This window comes from Rhodococcus sp. PvR099 (assembly GCF_017833315.1).
Taxonomy (GTDB): Bacteria; Actinomycetota; Actinomycetes; order Mycobacteriales; family Mycobacteriaceae; genus Rhodococcus_G; species Rhodococcus_G oryzae.
This window is the reverse complement of record NZ_JAFIBV010000001.1, coordinates 2,492,293-2,515,745: the sequence shown is the minus strand read 5'-3', so window position 1 is coordinate 2,515,745 and position 23,453 is coordinate 2,492,293. Positions and strand designations below refer to the sequence as shown.

The following is a 23,453-nucleotide window of genomic DNA, read 5'->3' as shown; positions in this document are numbered from 1 at the left end:
GCTGAAGGGCGATCTGAACATAGTCTGAACAATGTGACGCGCTGGGAGAACGAACGTAACGAAGAGCAATCACGCGCCTATATCCGGCGTTTCGAGGAGTTGGCGGCGCAGGGCGTGGATCTGCACGGGGAGGCCCGGATGGTCGATGCCGTGATCGCGCCGGGTTCGCGGGTACTCGACGCCGGATGTGGCACCGGGCGTGTCGGCGTCGAATTGTCCAGGCGCGGTCACCATGTCACGGCGGTCGACCTGGATCCGGTGTTGGTGGAGGCCGCGCGGACGCACCCGGAACTGACCGTGCACCGGGCGGACCTCGCCGAACTCGACCTGCCGGGCGAGGTGTTCGACGCGATCATCGCGGCCGGGAACGTGCTGATCTTCCTCGAACCAGGGACGGAACGGACTGTGCTGCAACGGTTTGTCGCGCACCTGGCCGACGGCGGGGTGTTGGTGACCGGGTTCGCCACCGACTACCGGTACACGGTCCGCGACTTCGACGCGGACCTGGAGTCGGCCGGGCTGGTGCTCGAGCAGCGTTTCGCGACGTGGGATCTGAGGCCCTGGCGGCCGGACGCGACGTGGGCGGTGACGGTCGCGCGCAAGCGAGGGTAGCGGCCGCCTCAGACCCAACAGGCTATGGCGATTGGCCCGGCGAACGGAATGAAGGCCAAGGGCGAGCAGGTCAGCGCGGCACCCAATGGGCCCTGCTGTGGGTTGAGGTATGCGGGCTGGACGGGCGCGGGGATCGGCGATGCCGGTCCGGCGGCGGCGATGGCAGGGCCGAACGCGATCACCGGCACCGTGGCCGCGGCCACTATCGCTGCGCGGAGTGAATTTCTGGTCATGGTGATCCTCCTGGTGGCGGCGTGGCGCACCGCGCGGTTCCGGGGTGCCCTCGGATTGCGCTCTTCTCATTGTGAGCGCCGGGAGACCGCATGTCACGGCCGTGGGCTACTCGTTTTGCCCGCCTTCGCTGAGCCATGGGTGCAGGCCCGCAGTCCGGGCCTGCACTGACGACAGGGCGACGACTCGCTCGGATAGGGTGCTTGCGCTGTATCCGACTGACTTTCTGGGGGGACCATGTCCGAGACCGATCTTGCGAGCGCGCCCACGTCCTCGGCGGCGCCGTCTTATCCGCAGCCCGCGTACCCGTCCTATCCGCAGCACGCGCAGGCCCCGCAGCCGATGCAAGCCCCTGTCCAGTACGGGCCTCCGGTTCCCGGCGCTGTGCCCGCGCCGCCGCCGTCGAACGCGGGCTGGGCGGTGGCCGCGGTCGTCTTCTTCTGGCCGCTGGCGTTCGCCGCGTTCAACCACTCGTCCTCGGTGTACCCGAGGTGGGCGCTCGGTGACTACCAGGGTGCCCAGTACGCCTCCGACCGCACCAAGCAGCTCGGCCAGATCGCGCTGTGGCTGGCTATCGGCCTGGGGGTGCTGTACGTCATCCTCTTCGCGGTGATCTTCGCCGCCGGGATCAGCAGCGTCGAGGACAGCACCAGCGGGTACTGATCCGCAGGTCTACGGACCGGTGTGTGCAGGGCGCCCACCCCGGTCCGTAGACTCTGGAGACCGTGAGCCTTACCCTCGGAATCGTCGGACTGCCCAACGTCGGCAAGTCCACCCTCTTCAACGCGCTGACCAACAATGACGTGCTGGCCGCGAACTACCCGTTCGCGACCATCGAGCCCAACGTCGGCATGGTCGAGCTGCCCGATCCGCGGCTGGTCAGGCTCGCCGAGATCTTCGGCTCCGAGCGGATCCTGCCCGCGACGGTCTCGTTCGTCGACATCGCCGGCATCGTGAAGGGCGCGTCCGAGGGTGCAGGCCTTGGCAACAAGTTCCTGGCCAACATCCGCGAGGCCGACGCCATCTGCCAGGTGGTTCGTGTGTTCGCCGATGACGACGTGGTGCACGTCGACGGCCGCGTCGACCCGGCCTCGGACATCGAGGTGATCGAGACCGAGCTCGTCATCGCCGACATGCAGACCCTCGAGAAGGCCCTGCCGCGGCTGGACAAGGAAGCGCGCAAGAACAAGGAGCTCAAGCCGCTGCACGACGAGGCGGTCAAGGCCCAGGCGTTCCTCGACGAGGGCAAGACCCTCTTCAGCGTCAAGGACAAGCTGGACTTCGGGCTGCTGCGTGAGCTGAGCCTGCTCACCACCAAGCCGTTCCTTTACGTCTTCAACGCGGACGAGGCGGTGCTCACCGACGAGGCGAAGGTCGCCGAGTTGCGGGCGTCGGTCGCCCCCGCGGACGCGGTGTTCCTCGACGCGAAGGTCGAGCAGGAGCTGCTCGAGCTGGACGAGGAGGACCGCCAGGAGATGCTCGACTCGATCGGCCAGTCCGAGCCCGGCCTGCACGCGCTCGCCCGGACCGGCTTCCACACCCTCGGGCTGCAGACCTACCTCACCGCCGGCCCCAAGGAGTCGCGCGCCTGGACCATCCACAAGGGTGACACCGCCCCGCAGGCGGCAGGCGTCATCCACACCGACTTCGAGCGCGGCTTCATCAAGGCAGAGATCGTGTCCTTCGCGGACCTGGACGAGGCGGGTTCGATGGCCGCGGCCAAGGCTGCAGGCAAGGTGCGCATGGAGGGCAAGGAGTACGTGATGGCCGACGGTGACGTGGTGGAGTTCCGCTTCAACGTGTAGAACCCCAGGCGAACGGCTTGTTAGGTCGCCCGTCCGCAGCAGAACCCGCAGAGGCCCGGAACAGCTCGTCCGCAGCCCTGCGGGTTCTGTCGTCTGGGTCGGGCCACGGTGGCTGTAGGTGTTCAGCGTGACGCTGGGCTGAACGCCGGACCGAGAAACGTCTGCAGGTAGGTCAGCAGAGCCTCCCGGTCGTCCACGTCGACTGCCGATCCCGGCGTCCCCACCAGCGAGACGAGCATCCGGACCAGCCATTCCGCCGCCCCGGGCAGGTCGAGGTCCTCTCGGGCCAGGCCGCGTTGCTGGGCGTCACGCAGCCGGTCCACCCAGAAGTCGGACAGCTGGGCGACCACGTCCTGGGAGTAGGTGCCCATGATCTCGGCGTACTCGTGCGGTTCCCGGGCGGCCAGTTCAACGGCCAACGGCCCCAAGGGATTCTGCCTCGACAGCACGACCGCCTCGGTCAGCATGCCGGACACGCTGTCCTGTCGCGCGATCCGATCGGCCGCGTCCTCCCAGAAGTCCGCGCCCCGGCGGATCAGTGCCGCCGAGAGCAGTGTCGCCTTATCGGTGAAGAACCGGTACAGGTAGGCGCGGCTGAGATCGGCTTCCTGGGCCACGGCGCGCACGGTGGTGCGGCGGATCCCGTCGCGCGCCAGACAGAGTTCGGCGGCGTCCAGGATGCGGTCGCGCACGACGCTGGAGTCGGGTCTCATTGCCGCTCGATCATAGGGCGTCGAAAAGTTCGGAGAATTCTTCTGTAAACACTTGTGTCAAAGTGTCTACAAAGCACTACGTTCTCCACCATGACCGGCCGCGCGGAGGGCCCGGTCGCCGACCGAGGCGACGGCGTGTCGGAACGGTGAGCGCTACGGAGGACCTATGGGATTCCTGCTACCGGTGGAACCGGACATCGACGCGGACGAGTTGCGCCGCGGCCGCCGACCCACCCAGATGCGCATCCTCTCGGAGAACTACCTCTCACAAGGTTTCGGGACACCCGATGTGGTGTACGTCGGCTACCTCGCGAAGATCGCCCTGTTCATTCTCGGCGCGGCAATGTTCGCGTTGACCACACCCGGCGTGGACGGCCTGCTCGACGTCGGCCAGTGGTGGGCCCTGCCGGTCGTGTGGCAGAAGGTCGTGCTCTGGTGCATCCTCTTCGAGGTCACCGGCCTGGGCTGCGGATTCGGGCCCCTGAACCTGCGCTTCCTGCCGCCGTTGGGTTCGTTCCTCTACTGGTTCCGCCGTGGAACCATCCGGATGCCGCCGTGGCCGAGGCGAGTTCCGCTCACCTCCGGAGACAAGCGCGGCGTCGTAGACATCGCCGCGTACGCCGCGCTGCTCGTCTCGCTGCTGGTGGCGTTGGTCTCCGCGACCGCTGCCGGGACGGTTCAGCTGCCTTGGCAGAAGGTGGCCGTCGTCCTGGGACTGCTCGCGGTCATAGGACTGCGTGACCGGACGATCTTCCTGGCCGCCCGCGCGGAGGTCTACGGCGCGATTGCCGTGACCTTCCTCGTCCCGTTCCCCGACTCCATCGTGGCCGCCAAGTTCGTCCTGCTGTGTATCTGGTGGGGTGCGGCGGTCTCGAAGCTCAACGTGCACTTCCCGTCGGTCGTGCAGGCGATGGAGGCGAACAGCCCGCTGTGGCGAACGAAGCGCATCAAGCACCTCTTCACCCGCTCGTACCCCGATGACCTGCGCCCGTCCTGGCTCTCGAAATTGCTCGCCCACGGCGGAACCGCGATCGAGTTCGTCGTTCCGCTCGTGCTGATCCTCTCCGGAGGCGGCACCGTCACGACGGTCGCAGCGATCGTGATGATCCTGTTCCACCTGCACATCATCGTGACGATCCCGATGGGGACGCCGCTCGAGTGGAACGTGTTCATGATCTTCGCCGTGCTGACGCTGTTCGTGGACAAGGCATCCCTGGGGCTCGGCGACCTCGTCCATCCCGCGGTCCTGCTGATCCCGGCCGTCAGCTTCCTCCTCGTGATCCTCGGCAACCTGTTCCCGGAGCGGATCTGCTTCCTGCTCGGGATGCGGTACTACGCCGGGAACTGGGACACCACCGTCTGGTGCCTGTCGCCCAGCGGAGAGCAGAAGCTGACCGACGGCACGATCCGCTTCGCGATGCTGCCGCACCGCCAGCTGGAGAAGATCTACGGCGGCGAGGACGAGGCCCGGGTCACGCGGCTCACCGGCTTCGCGTTCCGCGCGATCCACACGCACGGCCGCGCGCACGCCGCACTGCTGCCCCGACTCCTGGCCGACCAACCCACCACGGAGTACGTCGAACTCGACGGCGAGACGGTGGCCGGCGTCGTGCTCGGCTGGAACTTCGGTGACGGTCACCTGCATTCCGAGCAGCTCGTCGAGACGCTCCAAAGCCTGTGTGCCTTCGATTCCGGTGAACTCCTGGTCCTGGTCCTGGACGCCCAGCCGATCCACAAGCAGACCCAGGCCTACCGGCTGCTGGACGCCGCCACCGGTGAGTTCGAGCGGGGCACGGTTCGGGTCGCGGACATGGTCAACCGGCAACCGTGGGCCGACGACATGCCGGTGACGGTGAGCGAAAACCCTCGGGCCCGCTGACATGGCGAACGTGAGGACCGCAGTCGTGGTCGGTTCCGGCCCCAACGGTCTGGCCGCCGCCGTCCGATTGGCCGGGCACGGAGTGAAGGTGACGGTGCTGGAAGGTGCCGAAAGTCCGGGAGGAGGCGCGCGCACCAGTGAACTGACGCTGCCCGGACTGCTGCACGACGTCTGTTCGGCGGTGCACCCGCTCGGGGTCGCCTCGCCGTACCTGGCGACCCTGCCTCTCGCCGAACACGGCCTGCGGTGGCGGTGGCCCGAGATCGACCTCGTCCATCCTCTGGCGGACGGGTCGGCCGGCGTGCTGGCCGGCGACGTCGATCACACGGCCGCCGGAATGGGTGTGGACGCGGACGCCTGGCGCAGGGTCTTCGGGCCCCTCGCGCGCACCTTCGACACCCTTGCCCCCGAGGTGCTCGGGCCGCTCCTCCGAGTGCCCAGGCATCCGATCACCCTGGCCAGGTTCGGGCTCCGGGCCGGACTCCCCGCCACCGTCCTGGCCAGGGCCTTCCGCACACCGCAGGCCCGGGCCTTGTTGATGGGGTGCGCGGCGCACCTGTTCCAGCCGTTGAACCGTCCGCTGTCGGCGTCGGTGGGTGTGATGTTGGTGGCGGCCGGGCATCGTTACGGATGGCCGGTCGCCGAGGGCGGCTCGCAGGCGATCACCTCGGCGCTGGTCTCCCTCCTGCGCGAGCGCGGAGGGGAGATCGAGTTCAACGCTCCGGTCCGATCGTTCGCCGACCTGCCGGCCGCCGACGTGACGTTGTTCGACACGACTCCGCAGGCGGTTGCCGAGATCCTGGGTGATCGGCTCGGCGGGCGGGGCCAGCGCCGATACCGGTCCTACAAGTTCGGCCCTGCCGCCTTCAAGGTGGACCTGGCCGTGCGCGAGGGGGTCCCGTGGACCAATGAATCTGCGCGCAGGGCAGGGACGGTCCATCTGGGTGGCACTGCCGGCGAGGTGGCGGCTGCGGAGGCCGCAGTCGTGGCGGGCAGGATGCCGGCGCGGCCGTTCGTGCTCGTCGGGCAGCAATACCTGGCCGACTCGACCAGATCGGTCGAGGGAGTGCATCCGATCTGGGCGTATGCGCACGTCCCGTCCGGCTACGACGTGGATGCGACGGAGGTCGTGCTGGACCAGATCGAGGCGTACGCGCCCGGTTTCCGCGGCCGGGTCGTCGCGGTGCATGCCACCGGCCCGGCGGAGTACGAGCGCTACAACGCGAACTACGTCGGGGGCGACATCGGGGGAGGGGCGAACTCGCCGCTCCAGATGGTCGGGCGACCGGGGTTCGCGCTCGACCCGTACGCGACCGGTGTCGATGGCATGTTCTTGTGTTCGGCCTCCACGCCGCCAGGTGCGGGCGTACACGGAATGTGCGGGGCAGGCGCTGCCGCCAGCGCGTTGCGCAGTCTGGGCGTCGATGTGCAGCCCCTCCGGCGCCGAGCCGACTGACGGGTTACCACTGAACTGAACCGGATCACGGCCACTCGTGGTGGTGGCACGGCGGTGCTGCGGTTGGACAACGTGCCGGAGATGATCGCTGCTGCGCTGACCGACTGGGCTGGCACGAGGACCGGGATGCTGTTCATCCCACCCGGGGAGCCGTGGCGCAACCCCTTCATCGAGTCCTTCAACGGTCGCCTCAACATGCACCTGTTCTGGTCCCTGACCCACGCCAAGGTCACCATCAGCGACTGGAAGGAGGAGTACAACCACGACCGGCCGCACTCATCATTGGGCTACCGAACCCCACGGGCCTACGCTGCAATCTGTACCCACTAATCGACTCTCACGCGTCTGGTGTCGTATGCCCACATCGCGATCTCGACGCGGTTGCGGGCGCCGAGCTTGGTCATCAACGATGCGACGTGGGTCTTGACCGTGCTCAGGCCGACGAAGAGCTCGGTGGCGATCTCGGCGTTGGTCCGGCCCCGTGCCACCAGCGCGAGCACCTCCTTCTCGCGCTCGGTGAGCGGGTCGATGGGCTGGACCGGTACCACCGGCGCCTGGTCGGCGAAGGTCGCCAGCAGCCGGCGGGTGACGTTGGGGGCGATCAGCGCGTCCCCGTTGGCCGCCGCGTGGATAGCCTGCACGAGGAGCTCCGGCCCGGCGTCTTTGAGCAGGAAGCCGCGGGCGCCGGCGCGTAGGGCGCCGAGGACGTACTCATCGAGGTCGAAGGTGGTGATCACGACGACCGCCATCGGGTCCGTCACGTCTGGCCCGGCCAGGCGCCGCGTCACCTCGACGCCGTCGAGCCCGGGCATCCGGATGTCGACGAGGAGGACATCGGGACGCAGCCGGGTCGCCAGGTCGAGCGCTGCGAGCCCGTCTGCTGCCTCCCCCACGACCTCGAGGTCGGGTTGCGCGCCGAGAATCATCACCAGCCCGGTCCGGACCAAGTCCTGGTCGTCGGCTACGACAACACGGATGCTCATGCCATCGCCTCCACCGGCATCACGGCCTCGACCACCCAGCCACCCTCGGGCCCCGGCCCCGCGGAGAGCGATCCGCCGAGGAGCTGGGCGCGTTCGGCCATGCCCAGCAGGCCGAACCCAGGCTCCGGGGCCGGCCCCGGCTCGGTCTGTCCATCGTCGCTGACACGCAGCCTGACGGCGTCGCCCTCCCGGCGTACGTCGATCCCGACGCGGGTCGCGCTCCGGGCGTGCCGTACGGCGTTGGTCAGCGACTCCTGCGCGAGCCGGTAGAGCGCGGCATCCACGGGTCGTGCCAGCCGGGTTAACGAACCGTCCAGCGAGACCTCGACGGTGGGCGTCGCGTCCGCGCGCGCCAGAGCAGGCAGGTCCGCGACACCCAGCTGCGGTGAGTAGGCGACGGCTTCCTCCTCACGCAGCACCCGCACCATGGATCTCATGTCCGCCAGGGTTCGCGACGCTTCAGACTCGATCGCGGCCAGGATCTCGGCAGCCTTCTCAGGCTCGATGCCGGCAACCACGCCACCGGCCTGCGCCTGCACCGCGATGGCCGAGACGTGGTGGGCCACGGTGTCATGCAGCTCGCGAGCCAGCCCCACGCGCTCCTGATTGCGGATCTCGCGCTGCTGGCGATGCCAGAGGTCCGCGCGGTAGCGGAACACCGCCGCGAGGGCGACGAACAACAGCAAGAGGACGCTCCCGCCGAAAACGTCGGCCCAGCCCGCGGAGGAGACGTACATCCCCAGCGCGACGACGGCCGTCACGAACGCCGTCCCCAAGACCATCTCCCGGCCCGAGCCCCACCGCACCAGGGAGTAGAGCAGGATCAGGACGGCCATCATGGAGTAGAGGCCGAGGTCCTCGGCGTGCGCAGTCAGCTGGAGGACCGAGAGCAGCCCGGCGACGCCCCACCCGACCAGGGCGGCCATCAGGGGGCGACCCCGCCGCCAGAGCAGGGCAGGCATCACCGCCAGGGCGAGCATCGTCACAAGTGGTCGCCAGGCCAAGCCCGGCCGAGCGATGCCCTCGACCAAGGCGGCGGCCGCGAACACGCCCACAAGCAGCCAGTCGAGCCGACCGATGGGTGGGGCGTCAGCAGGCCGCGGCTCATGCCAGATGGAGCGCCGGACAGTGACCACGGCTACAGCCTAGGGGTCGGCGCGCCTCGGCGTACCCGCCGAAAGAACGAGAGAGAGACCATGCCATCGGCCAGGCGAACCCCAGCCTCCGGGCCGAGGCGCCCGCCGCCGGGCTCAGCGATCGTAGACCTACCGATCCTCACCACAACAACGGAGCCCATGATGAGAACAGGTCAACCCACCGCCACACTGGAAGACCAGCGGATCCCGGTGAGAGCCAAGCTCGCCGCAACGTGGACAAGCTTCATGTTCCTATACGCCTACGTGGACATTCTCAACTTCTTCACGCCCGGCGTCATCGAAGACATCCTCGACGGCAAGGTCTTCGAGTTCGACCTCTCCCAGACCTTTTCGACCACGGCGCTGACCCTCATGGCCATCCCGATCCTCATGGTCGTGCTGTCGATGACGCTGCCCGCCCGGGCGAACCGCATCACGAACCTCATCGTGGCCTCGCTCTACGTCCCCGTCACGGCATTCAACGCGGTGGGCGCGTCCTGGCTGTACTTCTACGGCCTCGGCATCGTTCTGGAATTGATCCTTCTCGCCCTCATCGTGCGGTACGCCTGGACCTGGCCCCGCACCGTCGGCGACCATGGCGACCAGCCCGGACCGTGAAACCGTTCGCGCCCAACAGCAAGCGTGAACCCAAGAGCAGTCCCAGTCCTGTTCGGAGCCATCTGCCTCGGGTGCCGCGGTGTGGGCCTCCTGGCGGTGGGACACCAACTACCACTGGGACGTCGCGTAGGGGCCTTCCAAGGCACCTACCGGCAAACGCAACGGCATCAAAGTCTTGGAAGCGGTCCAGGTGCTGTGAGGGCCGATTAGTGGGTACAGATGGGCGCCGCACGCGGCGCGGCTACCGAGGCGGTCGCCCCGTCACCTACGACGCCGAGGACTACAAGGGTCGCAACGTCATCGAGCGCGGTTTCAACGAGACCAAGCAATGGCGCGGGCTCGCCACCCGCTACGACAATCTCGCCCTCACATACCGCGGCGGAGCCGTCCTCCGAGCCATCATGCTCTGGCTCAACGCAGTAGGAGACACGCCCTAGAGTCCCCTGAGCCCGAGCAGTCGACTCGCGAGGCGAGGTGGTCGATCCCCTCGCCCCCTCAGTCGATCTACGAGCTCTGGCGTGTGGGGCGGGAACGAGTCGAGGATCTCAGCGGGCCCGAACGCGATGGGTTCGCCTGGTTTCGCACGGTCTCGAGCATCCGTCCAACCCGTGATGAGGAGATACCATCCCGCTTCCGCGACTACTGGCGAGTCTGAGGTCAAGATCGCTTCGATCTCCACGACGCCGTCGCTGAGCGAGGCGACATTCTCGACCGTCCGAGATATCACCACGATCTTCGCCGATGGATCGCTGTTCCACACGGTCGCGTTGGCCCACCGCTTGAAGAGCTCGGCCTCCTTGCGTTCTCGGACATCTTGACGCCACCAGAATGCGAGGAGCCCAGCCACGATGAGTCCAGTGGAGCCCCAGAGTACGAACTCGAACATGCCCGCATCATAGGGATCGAGACGCCAGCCTCTCCGAGAAGCGGGCGCATCCGACCACATCGCCATCGGTAACGATCCGCAGCGCCTGCGGCCAAAGCTACGCATTGTGAGCCTGCTGTCAGAGATGCTGCACAGGTGATGCCGACCAAACGAAACGGCTTTTCCGCCATATCGATGGTGATGCTCGCTGTCGCGGGGTTGCTGGTCGCGCTCCCTGGGAGCAGTGGCGCCGCACCGCCGGACTGGCGATACACGATGGTGACGTTCAGTAACATCAGCGACCACGACCTGGATGTCTACGAGTCGGGGGACGCCACTCACTTCCAGCCCCTACGACTGTCGGCGTATCGGCCGCCGTCAGGGGTGGTGCGCGACCCGAGCATCTTCCGGCACACGGACGGGCTCTACTACCTCACTTACACGACAGTCGACGGTGCGAACATCGGCTTCGCGCGCAGCAGTGACCGCATCAACTGGACGTTCCTGGGGGCCTGGCCGGTCCCGCTCTGCTGCGCGTTCCTGCCGGGCACGGGGGACGGAACGGGCTCGGCGAGCCCGCCGGGCTCCTCGGGGTCGGCCGGGTTCAGCGACGGACCGTCGCTGTCGCCGTTCACCACCAAGGCCTGGGCACCCGAATGGTTCGTGGACGGCGAGCGCGTCAGCGTCATCCTGTCGATGTCGACCGGCGGCGGATTCGTGCCGTATCTGATGACCGCGCTGGATCCGTCGCTCCGAATCTGGGGCCTGCCCGTTCCGCTCGACGGCATCGGCGCGGACCACATCGATACCACCGTGGTCAAGGTGGGATCGATGTATCACGCCTTCACCAAGAACGAGACGAAGAAGGTCATCGAGCATGCGGTCGCGCCGTCGGTGACGGGACCCTATTCGTTCGTCCCGGCCGGAAATTGGGGCTCGATGCTGGAGGGCCCAGCCCTGGTTCAGTTGCCGAACAACGCCTGGCGGATATATCTCGACGCCTACACCGAGGGAAAGTACCTCTATTCCGACAGCACGGATGGGCTGAACACCTGGTCGCCCGCGCAAGAGCTTCCAGGCCTTTCCGGGACGGTGCGCCATGTCGGCGTGATGAGAGAGCCTGCGTAACCGCATGCTCAGCGCCCCGACACGGGCGCCTCGCTCAAGGTCCGGCGGGTGACGAACCGTCGCGGCATCCCCGACAGCGGATCGGTGAATTCCAGTTCCCGCGCGAGCAATTGGAGTGGGAGGGAATGGTCGTCCGGCGCCTCGGGCTGCAGGTCGGGGTACAAGCGGTCGCCCAGGATCCCGACGCCGAGCGCCGCCAGGTGGATCCGCAACTGGTGCATCCGCCCGGTGTGCGGACGCAGGACCGTGTGCAGCACGGCACGTCCGGAGGCGCTCACGCCGGTGCTGCGCATCTCGACCGCCGTCTCGGCGTTGGGCTCGCGTGAGTCGTCGACGACGGCCCGCAACTCGCCCCGCCGCGCCTCGATGTGGTTGCGGTAGACGACGGGAACGACGCGCCCGGCGAGCGTCGGTGCGTCCGGGTCCCAGCCGTTCGGTCGTGCCGACACCGCCTCGTAGACCTTCGTGACCAGCCGCTTCTCGAACAACGACTGGTAGGCGCCTCGCGTCGCGGGGCGGGCCGAGAACATCACCAGGCCTGCGGTCCCGCGGTCGAGTCGATGGATCGGCGTCAGGTCCGGGTTGTCGAGGCGGACCCGCAATCGGACGAGCGCGGACTCGCGCAGGTACCGCCCGCTCGGGGTGGTCGGGAGGAAGTGCGGCTTGTCGATCACGACGAGGTCGTCGTCGACGTGCAGGATCTCCTCGTGGAACGGAACCGGGTCCTCCACCGGCAGATCGCGGTAGTACCAGACGAACGGGTACGCGCCCAGCGCCGTGCCGCGACCGATCGGACTGCCGTCGGTGCCCACGATCTCGCCGGCGTCGAGCCGCCGGTACAGTCCGTCCGCGTCCAGGTGGTCGAACCTCGCGATGACATACTCGGCGATCGTCGCCCACGGCCCGGACGTCGGGACGCGCAGCCGCGTCGGTCCGACCCCGTTCTTGACGGGCAGCGGTGAGGGCATCGGCACGAGCATCATCATCCCACCGACTACTGGCGCGGACGTGCCGCGGGGTTTCGCGAGGTCAGGCGCGCGCGAACAGACGCATCGCCTCGTCGACGACGGCGGCGCGGGTCTGACCGTCGGGGTCGGCGTCCGGGCGGAGCCAGATCGAGGCGTGGTTGAGAATGCCGTGCAGGCAGTGCAGGGCGACCGACGGATCGGGGCAGTCGAACTCACCGGTTGCGACGCCGAGATCGACGACCCTGCGGAAGAGCTGGTCGTGGCGCATGCGCATCGATTTGATCGCCTCGCTGTGGACCGGCGGCCACGGTGCGGGGAACGAGAACACCTTGCCGACCTCGGGGTAGCGCACGGTGAGGATGTGCAACTGCTCGGCGATCAGGGCGCGCAACTGGTCGGTCGCGGACAGGTCCGTGGCGGCTTCGAGCGCCCCGCCAAGGCTGGTCAGAACGTCGGTGGTGAGCTTCTCCAGAGCCTCGGCGACGAGCGCATCCTTGCTCGGGAAGTAGTGGTACAGAGTCGCTTTCGCGATATCGGTGCGCTCGGCGACGTCCTCGAATCGCATGCCCTGGTAGCCGCTGCTGGACAGGATCTCGAGCGCCGCGGAGATCATCTCGGCCTTGCGACGATCGCGACGGCGGGTGGCGCGCCCCGCTTGGGCGGCGGGTTCCCCTTCCACGGTCGAAGTCATCGCCCGATCATATCGGGAGTCTGGGTCGGGACGATCTACCGCGAAATGGCAGGTAATCGGGTTCAACCGAATGAACAGGATCAACCATTGAGGCGGTAATTCGACCAGATGGGATAAAGTTCGACCCAAGGGTCGAGAAATGGTGAAAGGTGCGTCCGATGACCGAGGCGACAGGACACGGGGCCGGCTACTTCGAGCGGGTCTCGGAGAATCGGTTCGTCCCGACTCCGCATGCGAGCGGCGCGTGGGCGGCCGACGAGCAGCATTTCAGTCCGCTGGCCGGATTGGTGGTCCACGAGATCGAGAGGATGCGGCTACGCGAAGGTCGCCCCGCGCTGCCGATGAGTCGCATCGGCTTCGACATCCTCGGACGAATCGCGTTGGAGGAGTTCGACGTTCACGTCGAGACCGTCCGGCCCGGCCGGACCATCGAACTGGTCCAGGCAACCGTGGTCATCGCGGGCCGTGCCGTGGTCACAGCCCGGGCCTGGTATCTGGCCGATCTCGACACCGCGCTCGTCGCCGGCGGAGAACCCGACACCCTGCCGAGCCCAGAGTCGGCCACACTGTGGCCGATGGATTCGGTGTGGCCCGGCGGGTATATCGCTTCGCTCGACACCCGGCAGGTCGGTGCACCGAGTGCGGGACGCGCGACGGTCTGGGCATCGACGTCGGTGGACCTGGTGGTCGGGGAGCAGGCCGGTGACCTGGCCTCCTTCCTCGCCCTGGTCGACACCGCGAACGGCATCGGAGTGCGGCGGGACCCCGCCGAGTGGATGTTCCCGAACCTGGACCTGACCATCCATCTGTACCGCCAGCCGGAGGGGAGGTGGACCGGGCTCGACACCACGGTCACGTTCGGCCCGACTGGGCAGGGGCTGACGAGCACGGTCCTGCACGATGTCCGCGGACCCGTCGGCTGTGCGCAACAGATCCTCACCGTCCGTCCGCAGCCAGAACTCGCGGTTCAGACCGCATAGACCGCGAGACTGACATAGGGCACCGCTCCGACTCGTCCCGTATTCGGGTGGTCGGGCGGTGCCCTGTGGTTTCGCCTTTTAGGCGGCGAAGGTGAGTTGGTTGCGCCGGTTGTGTGCCGGCATGGGTTGTCGTCGGGGGTCGATCCAGGTGGGTGGGGTGAACCAGGGGTGGCCGTCGGTTTTGCTGATGGTCACGGTCCAGTCGCCGCGGTGGATGGTGGTGTGGTGGAAGCGGCAGAGCAGTACCAGGTTTGACAGGTTGGTGGGGCCGCCGTTGGACCAGTGCTGGATGTGGTGGCCTTCGGTCCAGGCGGCGGGTCGTCCGCAGCCGGGGAAGGCGCAGCCGCAGTCCCGAGCATTGAGGGCGCGGCGAAGCTTGCGGGGGATGAGACGGGTGGTGCGTCCGACGTCGAGTGGATTGCCGTCGGCGTCCATGGTGATGGGGGTGATGTCGGCGTCGCAGGAGATCTGGGCGGCGAGGTCGAGTGAGATGGGCCCCAACCACGGCATCCAGGCCGGTCCGCGGCGACGACCGCGGTGGTGGTGGTGGCTGTGGTGATCGTGGTTGTCGGTGGTGGCGGCGAGGTCGTCGGCGTCGACGAAGACGTTGATGTGGGGTCGTTCGCCGCCTTCGCTGGGTGCCTGCCCGGAGTCGAGAAAGCTGCGGACGATGTGGGTGAGGGCGTCTGCGCGGCGTTGGGCGGGGGTGCGTTGGTCTTTGCTGGTTTGTCCGTCGCGGTTGTCGGCCCCGGGGCGTGGTTTGGACAGGGCGGAGAGTGCGGTGAGGAGGGCTTCGCCGGAGGCGGCGTCGAGGTGTCCCTTGAGGTGGACGCGGCCGCCGAGCCCGGGTGAGGCGTAGAACTCGTTGAGTTCGGCGTTCTCCGAATCGGCTCTCTTCTTGTCCCCGTTGAGGATCTGATCGAGCGCCTTCGCGCGGCGGGCGAGGGTGGTGGAGTCTTCGGTGCGGGCGGCGTAGAGGAGGTAGCGGGCGCAGGCTTGTGTTCGGGTGGCGTCGGTTCCGATGATGTCGAACACATTCTCGGCGTCACCGTCGCCGTCGGTCGCGGCATTGTCGTCGGAGCGGGCCGGGGCGTCGGGCTCGGGCACCTTGTTCAGGAGTTCGACGATCACCCGGACCTGGTCGTAGTCGGTTTCTCCGGCGTCGAATGCGGCGGCGACCTCCGGATGCTCGGCCAGTCCCCGGCCGAGTCGGACGATCCTGTTGGCCTGGCCGGGGGTCATGGTGGTCGCCCCGGCGAGCCAGTTGCCCGGCGATGAGGCGCCGACCTTTTCGGCCACGCACCGCTGATCGACCTGATGCATCAGACGCACCCGCAGTGCCTCGAGCTGACGCATCCGCAACGACAACTCGGGAACCAACTTCAGGATTTCGGCATCCGCGAGCTGCCACGCGACCACATCCGGTGGCGCGATGAGCATCTCGTCGAGATCCATGTTCGAAGTCTATTCGAATGTATGTTCGACCACAAGGGAAATCTGATCTGGCGCTGCACGTGGAGGGTGAGGGTTGCGTGGTGGCCGACGGTGACGTTGTGGAGCTCCGCCGCAAATGTTTAAGCCCCGGGTTGGCGGCCCATTTCGGGCCGCCCGTCCGCGGCCTTGACCTCTCAGTCGCCTGCGGCCGTCAGGGGCGGCGGGAAAAACGGGCGGCGGCGAAGCCTTGACGCAGCTGTATATACAGGACTATACATATCGCGATGGTGTGACTCGCCGCACAGTGCGAGGGGCCGGCCTGGCCGGATCCACCAGCACAGTCCAGGGAGATCGATTGTGAAAGACACCGCCGCGGCGCTGACCCGAGGTCTGACAGCACGCCACATCAGGTTCATCGCGCTGGGTTCGGCGATCGGGACCGGGCTGTTCTACGGATCGGCGGAAGCGATAAACCGGGCGGGCCCGTCCGTACTGCTCGCCTACCTCATCGGTGGGGCGGCGATCTACATCGTGCTTCGCGCGCTCGGCGAGATGGCGGTGAGCAATCCCGTTTCGGGCTCGTTCGGCGAGTACGCGAGCAAGCACCTCGGGCCGCTGGCCGGGTTCATGACCGGCTGGACGTACACCTTCGAGATGATCGTGGTGTGCCTCGCCGACGTGACGGCCTTCGGCGTCTACATGGGGTTCTGGTTCCCCGACGTACCTCGGTGGATCTGGGTGCTCTCCATCATCTTCTTCATCGGCGCGATCAACCTGCTGAGCGTGAAGGTCTTCGGCGAGGTGGAGTTCTGGTTCACCCTCGTCAAGATCGTCGCGATCGTAGCGATGATCGCCGGCGGAATCGCGATCCTGATCTTCGGGTTCGGGATCCACGACACCGGGACGGGCGTGAGCAATCTGTGGACCGACGGCGGCTTCTTCGCCACCGGGTTCGGTGGGTTCGTCAGCTGCTTCGCGATCGTCATGTTCGCCTTCGGAGGCACCGAGATCATCGGTATCACCGCGGGGGAGGCGGAGGACCCGGAGCGCACCATTCCCCGCGCGATCAACACCGTCCCGGTGCGCATCATTCTGTTCTACGTGCTCACGCTTGCCGTGATCATGGCGATCAACCCGTGGCAGTCGATCGGATCCGAGGGCAGCCCCTTCGTGCAGATCTTCCAGGGCCTCGGCATCGGCCCCGCCGCGACCGTGCTGAACATCGTGGTGATCACGGCGGCGCTCTCCGCGATCAACAGCGACATCTTCGGCGCCGGACGGATGATGTTCGGGATGGCCCAGCGTGGTCAGGCCCCCGCGTCGATGGGGAAGGTCTCCCGCAACGGGGTGCCCTGGATGACGGTGGTCATCATGACCATCACGCTGCTCTTCGGAGCGCTCCTCAACTACCTCATCCCGGACAAGGTGTTCCTGGTCATCGCGTCGATCGCGACCTTCGCGACGATCTTCGTCTGGCTGATGATCCTGCTCTCGCACTACCGCTCGCGGCAGCGGATGGATCCGGCCGAGGTGGCCGCACTGAAGTTCCCGGTGCCGTTCTGGCCGTACGGGCAGCTGATCGCGATCGGCTTCCTGGTGTTCGTGATCGCGGTGCTCGCCTTCGACGCCGACACCCGCGTCGCGCTGATCGTCGGCGCGGTCTGGCTGGCGCTGCTCGCCCTCGCCTTCCTCCGGTGGGTGCGGCCCGAGCGGCTACCTGCCGAGCCCGAACTCGCCGACCAGCCGTCCTGACCCAACCCGAAGAATTTTCGCTACCGCTCATTAGAAACGGAGAACAACCATGAGCACGAACACCCTCCCGCGCGCAGAAGAGCGCGCAATCGACAACAGTGCACCCGTCGTGGTCGGAGTCGGCGCCGTGACGCCGGATGAGTTGGTGCGCGTCGCCCGGTTCGGTGCGCCGGTGCGGTTGTCCGAGGAGGCGCTCGAGGCGATCGGGGCCAGCCGCACCCGCATCCAGGCACTCGCCGAGGACCCGAAGCCGGTGTACGGCGTGTCGACCGGGTTCGGTGCGCTCGCCACCCGGCACATCCCGTTGGAGTTGCGGGCACAGCTGCAGCGCAGCCTCATCCGCTCGCATGCCGCAGGATCCGGTCCGGAGGTGGAGCGCGAGGTGATCCGCGCCCTGATGCTCCTGCGCCTGTCCACCCTCGCGACCGGCCGGACCGGCGTCCGCCCCGAGGTTGCTCAGGTATACGCGGCCCTGCTGTCCGCGGGCGTCACCCCTGTCGTCCACGAGTACGGCAGCCTCGGCTGCTCGGGCGACCTGGCGCCGCTCGCGCACGTGGCGCTGGCAGTGATCGGCGAGGGCACCGTGCGGGACGCCGACGGCGAGCTGATGCCGGCCGCCGAGGCGCTGGCCGCAGCCGGAATCGAGCCGGTCGAGCTCAAGGAGAAGGAGGGCCTTGCCCTCATCAACGGCACCGACGGCATGCTGGGCATGCTGGTCCTGGCCTGCCATGACCTGCGCAAGCTGTTCTCCCTGGCTGATGTCACCGCGGCGATGAGCGTCGAGGGGCTGCTCGGCACGGACAAGGTGTTCGCGGCGGACCTGCAGGCCCTGCGCCCGCACCCCGGTCAGGCCATGGCTGCCTCGAACATGACCCGGGTGCTCGCGGGCTCGGGAATCGTAGCCAGCCACGCCACCCCCGACTGCACGGTCGTGCAGGACGCCTACTCGCTGCGGTGCGCTCCTCAGGTCGCGGGCGGCGCGCGCGACACCCTCGCGCACGCCGAGCGGGTGGCCTCGTACGAGCTGGCGAGCGCCGTCGACAACCCGGTGGTGACCCTCGACGGCCGGGTCGAGTCCAACGGCAACTTCCACGGGGCGCCGGTCGCCTACGTGCTGGACTTCCTCGCGATCGTCATCGCCGACCTGGCCAGCATGAGTGAGCGCCGCACCGACCGTTTCCTCGACAAGGCGCGCAGCCACGGGCTGCCGCCGTTCCTGGCCGACGACCCTGGGGTGGACAGCGGGCACATGATCGCGCAGTACACCCAGGCCGCGATCGTCTCCGAGCTCAAGCGGCTCGCGGCGCCCGCGAGCGTCGACTCGATCCCTTCCTCTGCCATGCAGGAGGACCATGTGTCGATGGGCTGGTCGGGTGCTCGCAAGCTGCGTCGGGCCGTCGACGGGCTCACCCGGGTGCTCGCGATCGAGGCGCTCACCGCCGCACGCGGTCTGGATCTGCGGGCTCCGCTCGAGCCGTCGCCTGCGACCGCTGCCGTGCGAGACACGATCCGTGAGCAGGTTCAGGGGCCGGGCACGGACCGCTACCTGGCGCCGGAGATCGAGGCCGCGGTCCAGCTGGCAGCCTCCGGGGCGTTGCTCGACAGCGCCGAGTCCGTGGTCGGCAAGCTCAGCTGACCCGCTCCGCTCGAATGAGGAATCGGACGCCCGGTGAAACCGGTTACGGGACAACGTCGTTCCGTACCGTGGCGGTCGACCGCAGGGTGGTGCCTTGGCAGAACGGCCAAGGCACCACCCAGGTGGTTGCATCGACCGGCCAGTGGCGGGTGAGCATCGCCGAGGAACCACTCGAGTCGAGGTTCTCGGTCATCGAGGGGTTCGACCGATTGATCACCCCTCTCGGCTCGGTATCCCTCGAACTCACGGGGCCGCCCTTCGTCGACCTACCGGGCTCGGCCGATGCGGTCACCGTGGTGCGCCACGTCGTCGAGCCGTTGCACACCTTGGCTTTTCCTGGCGAGTGGGCGCCGGCATCGCGGGCATCGTCCCGTACCCGGGCCCTCAACGTGATGGGGAGGCGGGGAGAGGTCGACATGTCGGTGGACATCGGTTCCGCCGAGATCCCCGATCCCGGTTCGGTCCGGATCTGTCTCGATCTCGTGACCGAAGCGGCCCTGATCGTGCCGCCCGGCGAACCGATGCCGTCGGTGAGTCAGGGAAGATGCGCGATCATTTCGATATCGCCCTCTGAGGCGCAGTAGTTTCGAGCCGGGCAGACGGGCCCGAAACCTGGAAATCCTCGGCTCGACGCGGCGGCAGGCGCTCGCGTCGAGCCGAGGACGTATGAGGGGTCGGGCTCAGTGCAGCCGAGTGGCCAGCGCGGTGGTGACGATCCGGTGGATCAGTCGCGCCGCGGTCCGCGCTGTGCGGTTGTCCACGTCGAGAGCGGGATTCAGCTCCGCGACATCGAGCAGCCGCAGCTTGCCGCTCCGTGCCACCAGATCACACACCCGCTGGATCACCTCGAGCGGAACACCGAACGCGGCCGGGGCGCTGACCCCCGGGGCGACCGCGGCGGGCAGCACGTCGAGATCGATCGTCAGGTACAGGACGTCGACCGCGTCGAGGAAGTCCTCGACGAACGCCTCCACGGCAGGCAGGTTCGCCGCCGTGCAGTCGTCGTCGAGAAGGTGCCGCACGCCCAGTTCGGTCGCCGTCGCGAAGAGCGCCGCGGTGTTGCTGGGTTGCGCGATGCCGAGCACCGCGTAGTCGAGGGCTCGGCCCAGCGCGGTTTCGCGGTCGGCCATCTGCCGGAAAGGAGTTCCGGAGCTCGGCCGCGGGTCGCTCCGCAGGTCGAAATGTGCGTCGAGGTTGAGCACGCCCAGGCGTGCGCCTGATGCGACGGCCGCCGAATTCGCGATTCCGAGATAACTGCCGTAGGCCACCTCGTGCCCGCCGCCGAGGACGGTGACGAGGCTCCCGGCGTCGAGCAGGCCGGTGACGGCCGAGCCGAGCCTGTCCTGGCCGCCTTCGAGATCCTCGCCGACGACCTCGACGTCACCGGCGTCGAACAACCGCACCGGGGTGGCGAGCGACATCGACGCGAGCGCCCGGCGCAGCGCCGCCGGGCCGTCGGCGGCGCCCCGGCGGCCCTTGTTGCGGCGCACCCCCTCGTCGCTGCGGAACCCGATGAGAACGCCTGCACCGGAATCGGTTCGGTCCTCGAACGCTGCGACGGCGCCGTGCCAACGCAGGTGTTCGGCGCCGGGTCCGTCGTCGCGTCCCGACCAGGCTGTGGGGGCAAGGTCCACGGTGGTCATCGTCGGTATCCGTCCTTCCAGATCTCGCGCACCAGCGCCACCCCGGGCCGGTAGGCCAGGTGCAGATGGGACGGGGCGTCCAGTGCGATCAGATCGGCTCGCGCGCCGACCCGGATGTGCCCGATGTCGGTGCGCTGCAACGCCGCGGCACCGCCGGCCGTCGCGGCCCACACAGCCTCGGCCGGGCTCATGTGCATCTCCCGCACCGCCAGCGCGATGCAGAAGGGAATACTGGTGGTGTAGCAGGTTCCGGGATTGCAGTCCGCGGCAAGCGCAACGGTGACGCCGGCATCGAGAAGGGCCCGAGCGTCGGGGTACTTGTTGCGCGTGGAGAAGTCGGCTCCTGGCAGGAGCGTGGCGACGGTGCCACCGGCCGCGAGCGCCTCGACATCGGCGTCGGTGGTATAGGTGACGTGGTCGACGGACGCGGCCTTCAGCTCGACCGCCAACTGAACGCCTGCGCCGTAGCTGAGCTGATTGCCGTGCACCCGCGGGGTGAGCCCGGCGGCGATGCCGGCCTCGAGTACGGCCCGCGACTGGTCGGCGTCGAACGCGCCCTCCTCGCAGAACACATCGATCCACTTCGCGTGCGGCGCACACTTGGGGATCATCTCGTCGACAACCATCCGCACGTAGTCGTCGCTGCGACCCGCGAACTCCGGCGGTGTGACATGCGCGGCGAGCAGGGTCCGCTCCGTGGTGTGTGCGGAGGCGACCTCGAGGCTGCGCAACTCATCGGGAACCGACTGCCCGTAGCCGGATTTCGTCTCGATCGTGGTGGTGCCCGAGTGCAGCGACTCGGCGACGAGCCGCGCCACGTTCGCGCCCAGTTCGGCGTCCGAGGCGGCCCTCGTGGCGGCGATGGTGGTGCGGATGCCGCCCGCTCCGTACGGGGCGCCCGTCATCCGCGCCTCGAACTCCTCGGCACGTTCGCCGCCGAAGACGAGATGGGCGTGACTGTCGACGAACCCGGGCAGGGCGGCCCGGCCCCGGAGGTCGTACCGGGATCCGGCACTGCCCTCCGGGATCCGGGAACGGGGGCCCACCCACTGGACGAGCCCGTCCCCGAGGACCACCGCGGCGTCGTGGATCAGGCCGAGCGGGCCTGCACCGGACTCGGGGTCATTGGTGACCAGGGTGCCGATGTTGTCGATGACGGTCCACCGGCCGTCCTGCCCGGGTGCGTCGTACACGTTTACGCCTCCTGCATCGGGATGCGAACGCCGCGCTCGGCCGCGACCTGGGTCGCGTGCTCGTATCCTGCGTCGGCGTGCCGGATGACACCCATGCCGGGGTCGTTGGTGAGCACCCGCTCCAGCTTCTGCGCGGCCATCTCGGTGCCGTCTGCGATGCACACCTGACCGGCGTGGATGGACCGGCCCATCCCGACGCCGCCGCCGTGGTGGATGGACACCCAGGACGCGCCGGAAGCGGTGTTGACGAGGGCATTCAGCAGCGGCCAGTCGGCAACGGCGTCGGAACCGTCGGCCATGGCCTCGGTCTCCCGGTACGGCGAGGCGACCGATCCGGAGTCGAGATGGTCGCGGCCGATGGCGAGCGGCGCGGAGAGTTCCCCGGAGGCCACCATCTCGTTGAACTTCACACCGGCCTTGTGGCGGTCGCCGTACCCGAGCCAGCAGATGCGGGCGGGCAGGCCCTCGAAATGAACCTTCTCGCCCGCCATGGTGATCCAGCGCTTGAGGTGCTCGTTCTCGGGGAAGAGCTCGAGAATCGCGCGGTCGGTGGCCTCGATGTCCTTGGGGTCGCCGGAGAGGGCCGCCCACCGGAACGGGCCGAGGCCCTCCTCGAAGAGCGGACGGATGTAGGCGGGAACGAACCCGGGGAACTCGAATGCCCGGTCGTAGCCGCCCTTTCGGGCCTCGTCGCGGATCGAGTTGCCGTAGTCGAAGACCTCGGCGCCCGCGTCCATGAATCCGACCATCGCCTCGACATGTGCGGCCATCGACTTCTGGGCCTCGGCGGTGAAGTGTTCGGCGTCCTTCTCGGCCATCTTCTGCCAGTCCTCGAGCGCGATTCCGACCGGCAGGTAGGACAACGGATCGTGGGCGGAAGTCTGGTCGGTGACGATGTCGATCGGGGCGCCCATCGCGAGCAGGGCCGGGAAGACCTCGGCGGCGTTGCCGACCAAGCCGATGGACAGCGGCTTGCGGGCATCGCGCATCTCGACGGCCAGCGCGAGGGCGGCGTCGATGCTCTCGGCCTTGGTGTCGAGGTAGCCGTGCGCGATCCGGCGGTCGATGCGGGTCGGGTCGACGTCGACGCAGATGGCGACGCCGTCGTTCATGGTGACCGCGAGCGGCTGCGCTCCGCCCATGCCGCCCACACCTGCGGTCAGGGTGATGGTCCCGGCGAGGGTCCCCCCGAACCTCTTGCGCGCCACCGCGCCGAAGGTCTCGTAGGTGCCCTGCAGGATGCCCTGGCTGCCGATGTAGATCCAGGAGCCGGCCGTCATCTGGCCGTACATCATCAGGCCCTCGGCCTCGAGCTTGCGGAACTGCTCCCAGTTCGCCCAGTCGCCGACCAGGTTGGAGTTGGCGAGCAGGACTCGCGGAGCCCACTCGTTGGTGCGGAAGACCCCGACGGGCTTGCCGGACTGCACGAGCATCGTCTCGTCGGACTTCAGTGTCTGCAGCGTGCGGACGAGGGCGTCATAGGCCTCCCAGTTGCGCGCGGCCTTGCCGGTGCCGCCGTAGACGACCAGGTCGTCGGGACGCTCCGCGACCTCCGGGTCGAGGTTGTTCATGAGCATGCGCAGGGCGCCCTCCTGCTGCCAGCCGAGGCAGGTCAGCTCGGTGCCGCGCGGTGCCCGGACCGGCCGGGGTCCGGTGGGGGAGTGATTGGTCATCCTGGGTCTCCTGACGATGTTGTGTGACCCCATGACACATCCTCGGCGCTACGCGGA

At 68.1% G+C, this 23,453-nt stretch carries 23 protein-coding genes and 1 pseudogene; 13 read left to right on the top strand and 11 right to left on the bottom strand.

Annotated features, from left to right (window positions below; translation table 11 throughout):
* The first annotated feature begins 33 nt into the window (after positions 1–33).
* Complete coding sequence (locus JOE46_RS11420) at positions 34–612, top strand: bifunctional 2-polyprenyl-6-hydroxyphenol methylase/3-demethylubiquinol 3-O-methyltransferase UbiG (RefSeq protein WP_209927239.1); 579 nt, start codon at positions 34–36, stop codon at positions 610–612.
* A gap of 8 nt (positions 613–620) precedes the next feature.
* On the opposite strand, the gene JOE46_RS11415 is transcribed toward JOE46_RS11420, so the two are convergent.
* Positions 621–845, bottom strand: a complete 225-nt coding sequence (locus tag JOE46_RS11415; RefSeq protein WP_209927238.1) for a hypothetical protein — start codon at positions 843–845, stop codon at positions 621–623.
* Positions 846–1,080: 235 nt separating this feature from the next.
* Between JOE46_RS11415 and JOE46_RS11410 the strand changes: the two genes are divergently transcribed.
* The gene (locus tag JOE46_RS11410; RefSeq protein ID WP_097212381.1) at positions 1,081–1,506 is read left to right on the top strand and encodes a CD225/dispanin family protein; all 426 of its coding nucleotides are present in this window, start codon (positions 1,081–1,083) and stop codon (positions 1,504–1,506) included.
* Positions 1,507–1,568: 62 nt separating this feature from the next.
* A complete protein-coding gene (ychF, locus tag JOE46_RS11405) occupies positions 1,569–2,648 on the top strand; it encodes a redox-regulated ATPase YchF (RefSeq protein WP_072846694.1) in 1,080 nt (359 codons plus the stop codon).
* A 122-nt stretch (positions 2,649–2,770) separates the two neighbouring features.
* Here the strand turns inward: ychF and JOE46_RS11400 are convergent, their stop codons facing one another.
* The gene (locus tag JOE46_RS11400; protein WP_209927236.1) at positions 2,771–3,361 is read right to left on the bottom strand and encodes a TetR/AcrR family transcriptional regulator; all 591 of its coding nucleotides are present in this window, start codon (positions 3,359–3,361) and stop codon (positions 2,771–2,773) included.
* 166 nt (positions 3,362–3,527) lie between these two features.
* On the opposite strand from JOE46_RS11400, the gene JOE46_RS11395 reads away from it, so the two are divergent.
* From JOE46_RS11395 to JOE46_RS11385, 3 genes and pseudogenes are all read left to right on the top strand, one after another.
* Positions 3,528–5,240, top strand: coding sequence for a DUF3556 domain-containing protein (locus tag JOE46_RS11395; RefSeq protein ID WP_209927235.1), 1,713 nt, complete (start codon positions 3,528–3,530; stop codon positions 5,238–5,240).
* 10 nt (positions 5,241–5,250) lie between these two features.
* On the top strand, positions 5,251–6,696 hold the full coding sequence (locus JOE46_RS11390; RefSeq protein ID WP_209927234.1) for an NAD(P)/FAD-dependent oxidoreductase: 1,446 nt from the start codon (positions 5,251–5,253) through the stop codon (positions 6,694–6,696).
* 3 nt (positions 6,697–6,699) lie between these two features.
* Positions 6,700–7,026, top strand: a pseudogene (locus JOE46_RS11385) (integrase core domain-containing protein); the annotation flags it as partial.
* Here the strand turns inward: JOE46_RS11385 and JOE46_RS11380 are convergent.
* On the bottom strand, positions 7,023–7,679 hold the full coding sequence (locus JOE46_RS11380) for a response regulator transcription factor (protein WP_072753353.1): 657 nt from the start codon (positions 7,677–7,679) through the stop codon (positions 7,023–7,025). The pseudogene JOE46_RS11385 and the gene JOE46_RS11380 sit on opposite strands and share 4 nt — an antisense overlap.
* Positions 7,676–8,815: a sensor histidine kinase gene (locus JOE46_RS11375; protein ID WP_097212389.1), complete on the bottom strand. Its 1,140-nt coding sequence runs from the start codon at positions 8,813–8,815 to the stop codon at positions 7,676–7,678. Before JOE46_RS11375 ends, JOE46_RS11380 begins: the two co-directional genes overlap by 4 nt.
* A 162-nt stretch (positions 8,816–8,977) precedes the next feature.
* Between JOE46_RS11375 and JOE46_RS11370 the strand changes: the two genes are divergently transcribed.
* Together JOE46_RS11370 and JOE46_RS11365 are read left to right on the top strand one after the other, a co-directional pair.
* Positions 8,978–9,433: a DUF6326 family protein gene (locus tag JOE46_RS11370; protein ID WP_099459053.1), complete on the top strand. Its 456-nt coding sequence runs from the start codon at positions 8,978–8,980 to the stop codon at positions 9,431–9,433.
* Positions 9,434–9,642: 209 nt separating this feature from the next.
* Positions 9,643–9,870, top strand: a complete 228-nt coding sequence (locus JOE46_RS11365; protein ID WP_179800595.1) for a transposase — start codon at positions 9,643–9,645, stop codon at positions 9,868–9,870.
* Here JOE46_RS11365 and JOE46_RS11360 read toward each other — a convergent pair.
* A complete protein-coding gene (locus tag JOE46_RS11360) occupies positions 9,867–10,319 on the bottom strand; it encodes a hypothetical protein (protein ID WP_097212390.1) in 453 nt (150 codons plus the stop codon). The two genes, JOE46_RS11365 and JOE46_RS11360, sit on opposite strands and share 4 nt — an antisense overlap.
* A gap of 174 nt (positions 10,320–10,493) precedes the next feature.
* Here JOE46_RS11360 and JOE46_RS11355 point away from each other — a divergent pair, with 174 nt between their 5' ends.
* Positions 10,494–11,426, top strand: coding sequence for an arabinofuranosidase (locus tag JOE46_RS11355; protein WP_097212391.1), 933 nt, complete (start codon positions 10,494–10,496; stop codon positions 11,424–11,426).
* A gap of 8 nt (positions 11,427–11,434) precedes the next feature.
* On the opposite strand, the gene JOE46_RS11350 is transcribed toward JOE46_RS11355, so the two are convergent.
* Both JOE46_RS11350 and JOE46_RS11345 read right to left on the bottom strand, forming a co-directional pair.
* The gene (locus tag JOE46_RS11350; RefSeq protein ID WP_209927232.1) at positions 11,435–12,412 is read right to left on the bottom strand and encodes a pseudouridine synthase; all 978 of its coding nucleotides are present in this window, start codon (positions 12,410–12,412) and stop codon (positions 11,435–11,437) included.
* A 43-nt stretch (positions 12,413–12,455) separates the two neighbouring features.
* Positions 12,456–13,085 carry a TetR/AcrR family transcriptional regulator gene (locus tag JOE46_RS11345; RefSeq protein ID WP_097212393.1) on the bottom strand — a complete coding sequence of 210 codons (630 nt, stop codon included), beginning with the start codon at positions 13,083–13,085 and terminating at the stop codon, positions 12,456–12,458.
* A gap of 158 nt (positions 13,086–13,243) precedes the next feature.
* Between JOE46_RS11345 and JOE46_RS11340 the strand changes: the two genes are divergently transcribed.
* Positions 13,244–14,065 (top strand): thioesterase family protein, encoded by an 822-nt coding sequence (locus tag JOE46_RS11340; RefSeq protein WP_097212394.1) that lies wholly within the window; start codon positions 13,244–13,246, stop codon positions 14,063–14,065.
* Between the two features lie 78 nt (positions 14,066–14,143).
* Here JOE46_RS11340 and JOE46_RS11335 read toward each other — a convergent pair whose 3' ends face one another.
* Positions 14,144–15,520: an HNH endonuclease signature motif containing protein gene (locus tag JOE46_RS11335; RefSeq protein ID WP_209927230.1), complete on the bottom strand. Its 1,377-nt coding sequence runs from the start codon at positions 15,518–15,520 to the stop codon at positions 14,144–14,146.
* Positions 15,521–15,856: 336 nt separating this feature from the next.
* Here JOE46_RS11335 and JOE46_RS11330 point away from each other — a divergent pair, with 336 nt between their 5' ends.
* From JOE46_RS11330 to JOE46_RS11320, 3 genes are read left to right on the top strand one after another with little or no spacing between them, the layout of a single operon-like run.
* Complete coding sequence (locus JOE46_RS11330; RefSeq protein WP_097212600.1) at positions 15,857–17,251, top strand: amino acid permease; 1,395 nt, start codon at positions 15,857–15,859, stop codon at positions 17,249–17,251.
* Positions 17,252–17,300: 49 nt separating this feature from the next.
* A complete protein-coding gene (hutH, locus tag JOE46_RS11325; protein ID WP_097212599.1) occupies positions 17,301–18,887 on the top strand; it encodes a histidine ammonia-lyase in 1,587 nt (528 codons plus the stop codon).
* Positions 18,888–18,901: 14 nt separating this feature from the next.
* Entirely contained in the window at positions 18,902–19,471 is a 570-nt protein-coding gene (locus JOE46_RS11320; protein ID WP_097212598.1) for a HutD family protein, read from the top strand.
* 96 nt (positions 19,472–19,567) lie between these two features.
* Here JOE46_RS11320 and hutG read toward each other — a convergent pair whose 3' ends face one another.
* The 3 genes from hutG to hutU are packed head-to-tail and all read right to left on the bottom strand — an operon-like array spanning position 19,568 to position 23,396.
* Positions 19,568–20,530: a formimidoylglutamase gene (gene hutG, locus JOE46_RS11315; protein ID WP_097212597.1), complete on the bottom strand. Its 963-nt coding sequence runs from the start codon at positions 20,528–20,530 to the stop codon at positions 19,568–19,570.
* The gene (hutI, locus tag JOE46_RS11310) at positions 20,527–21,723 is read right to left on the bottom strand and encodes an imidazolonepropionase (RefSeq protein WP_097212596.1); all 1,197 of its coding nucleotides are present in this window, start codon (positions 21,721–21,723) and stop codon (positions 20,527–20,529) included. Before hutI ends, hutG begins: the two co-directional genes overlap by 4 nt.
* A 2-nt stretch (positions 21,724–21,725) precedes the next feature.
* Positions 21,726–23,396, bottom strand: a complete 1,671-nt coding sequence (hutU, locus tag JOE46_RS11305) for a urocanate hydratase (RefSeq protein ID WP_097212595.1) — start codon at positions 23,394–23,396, stop codon at positions 21,726–21,728.
* Positions 23,397–23,453 lie beyond the last annotated feature (57 nt).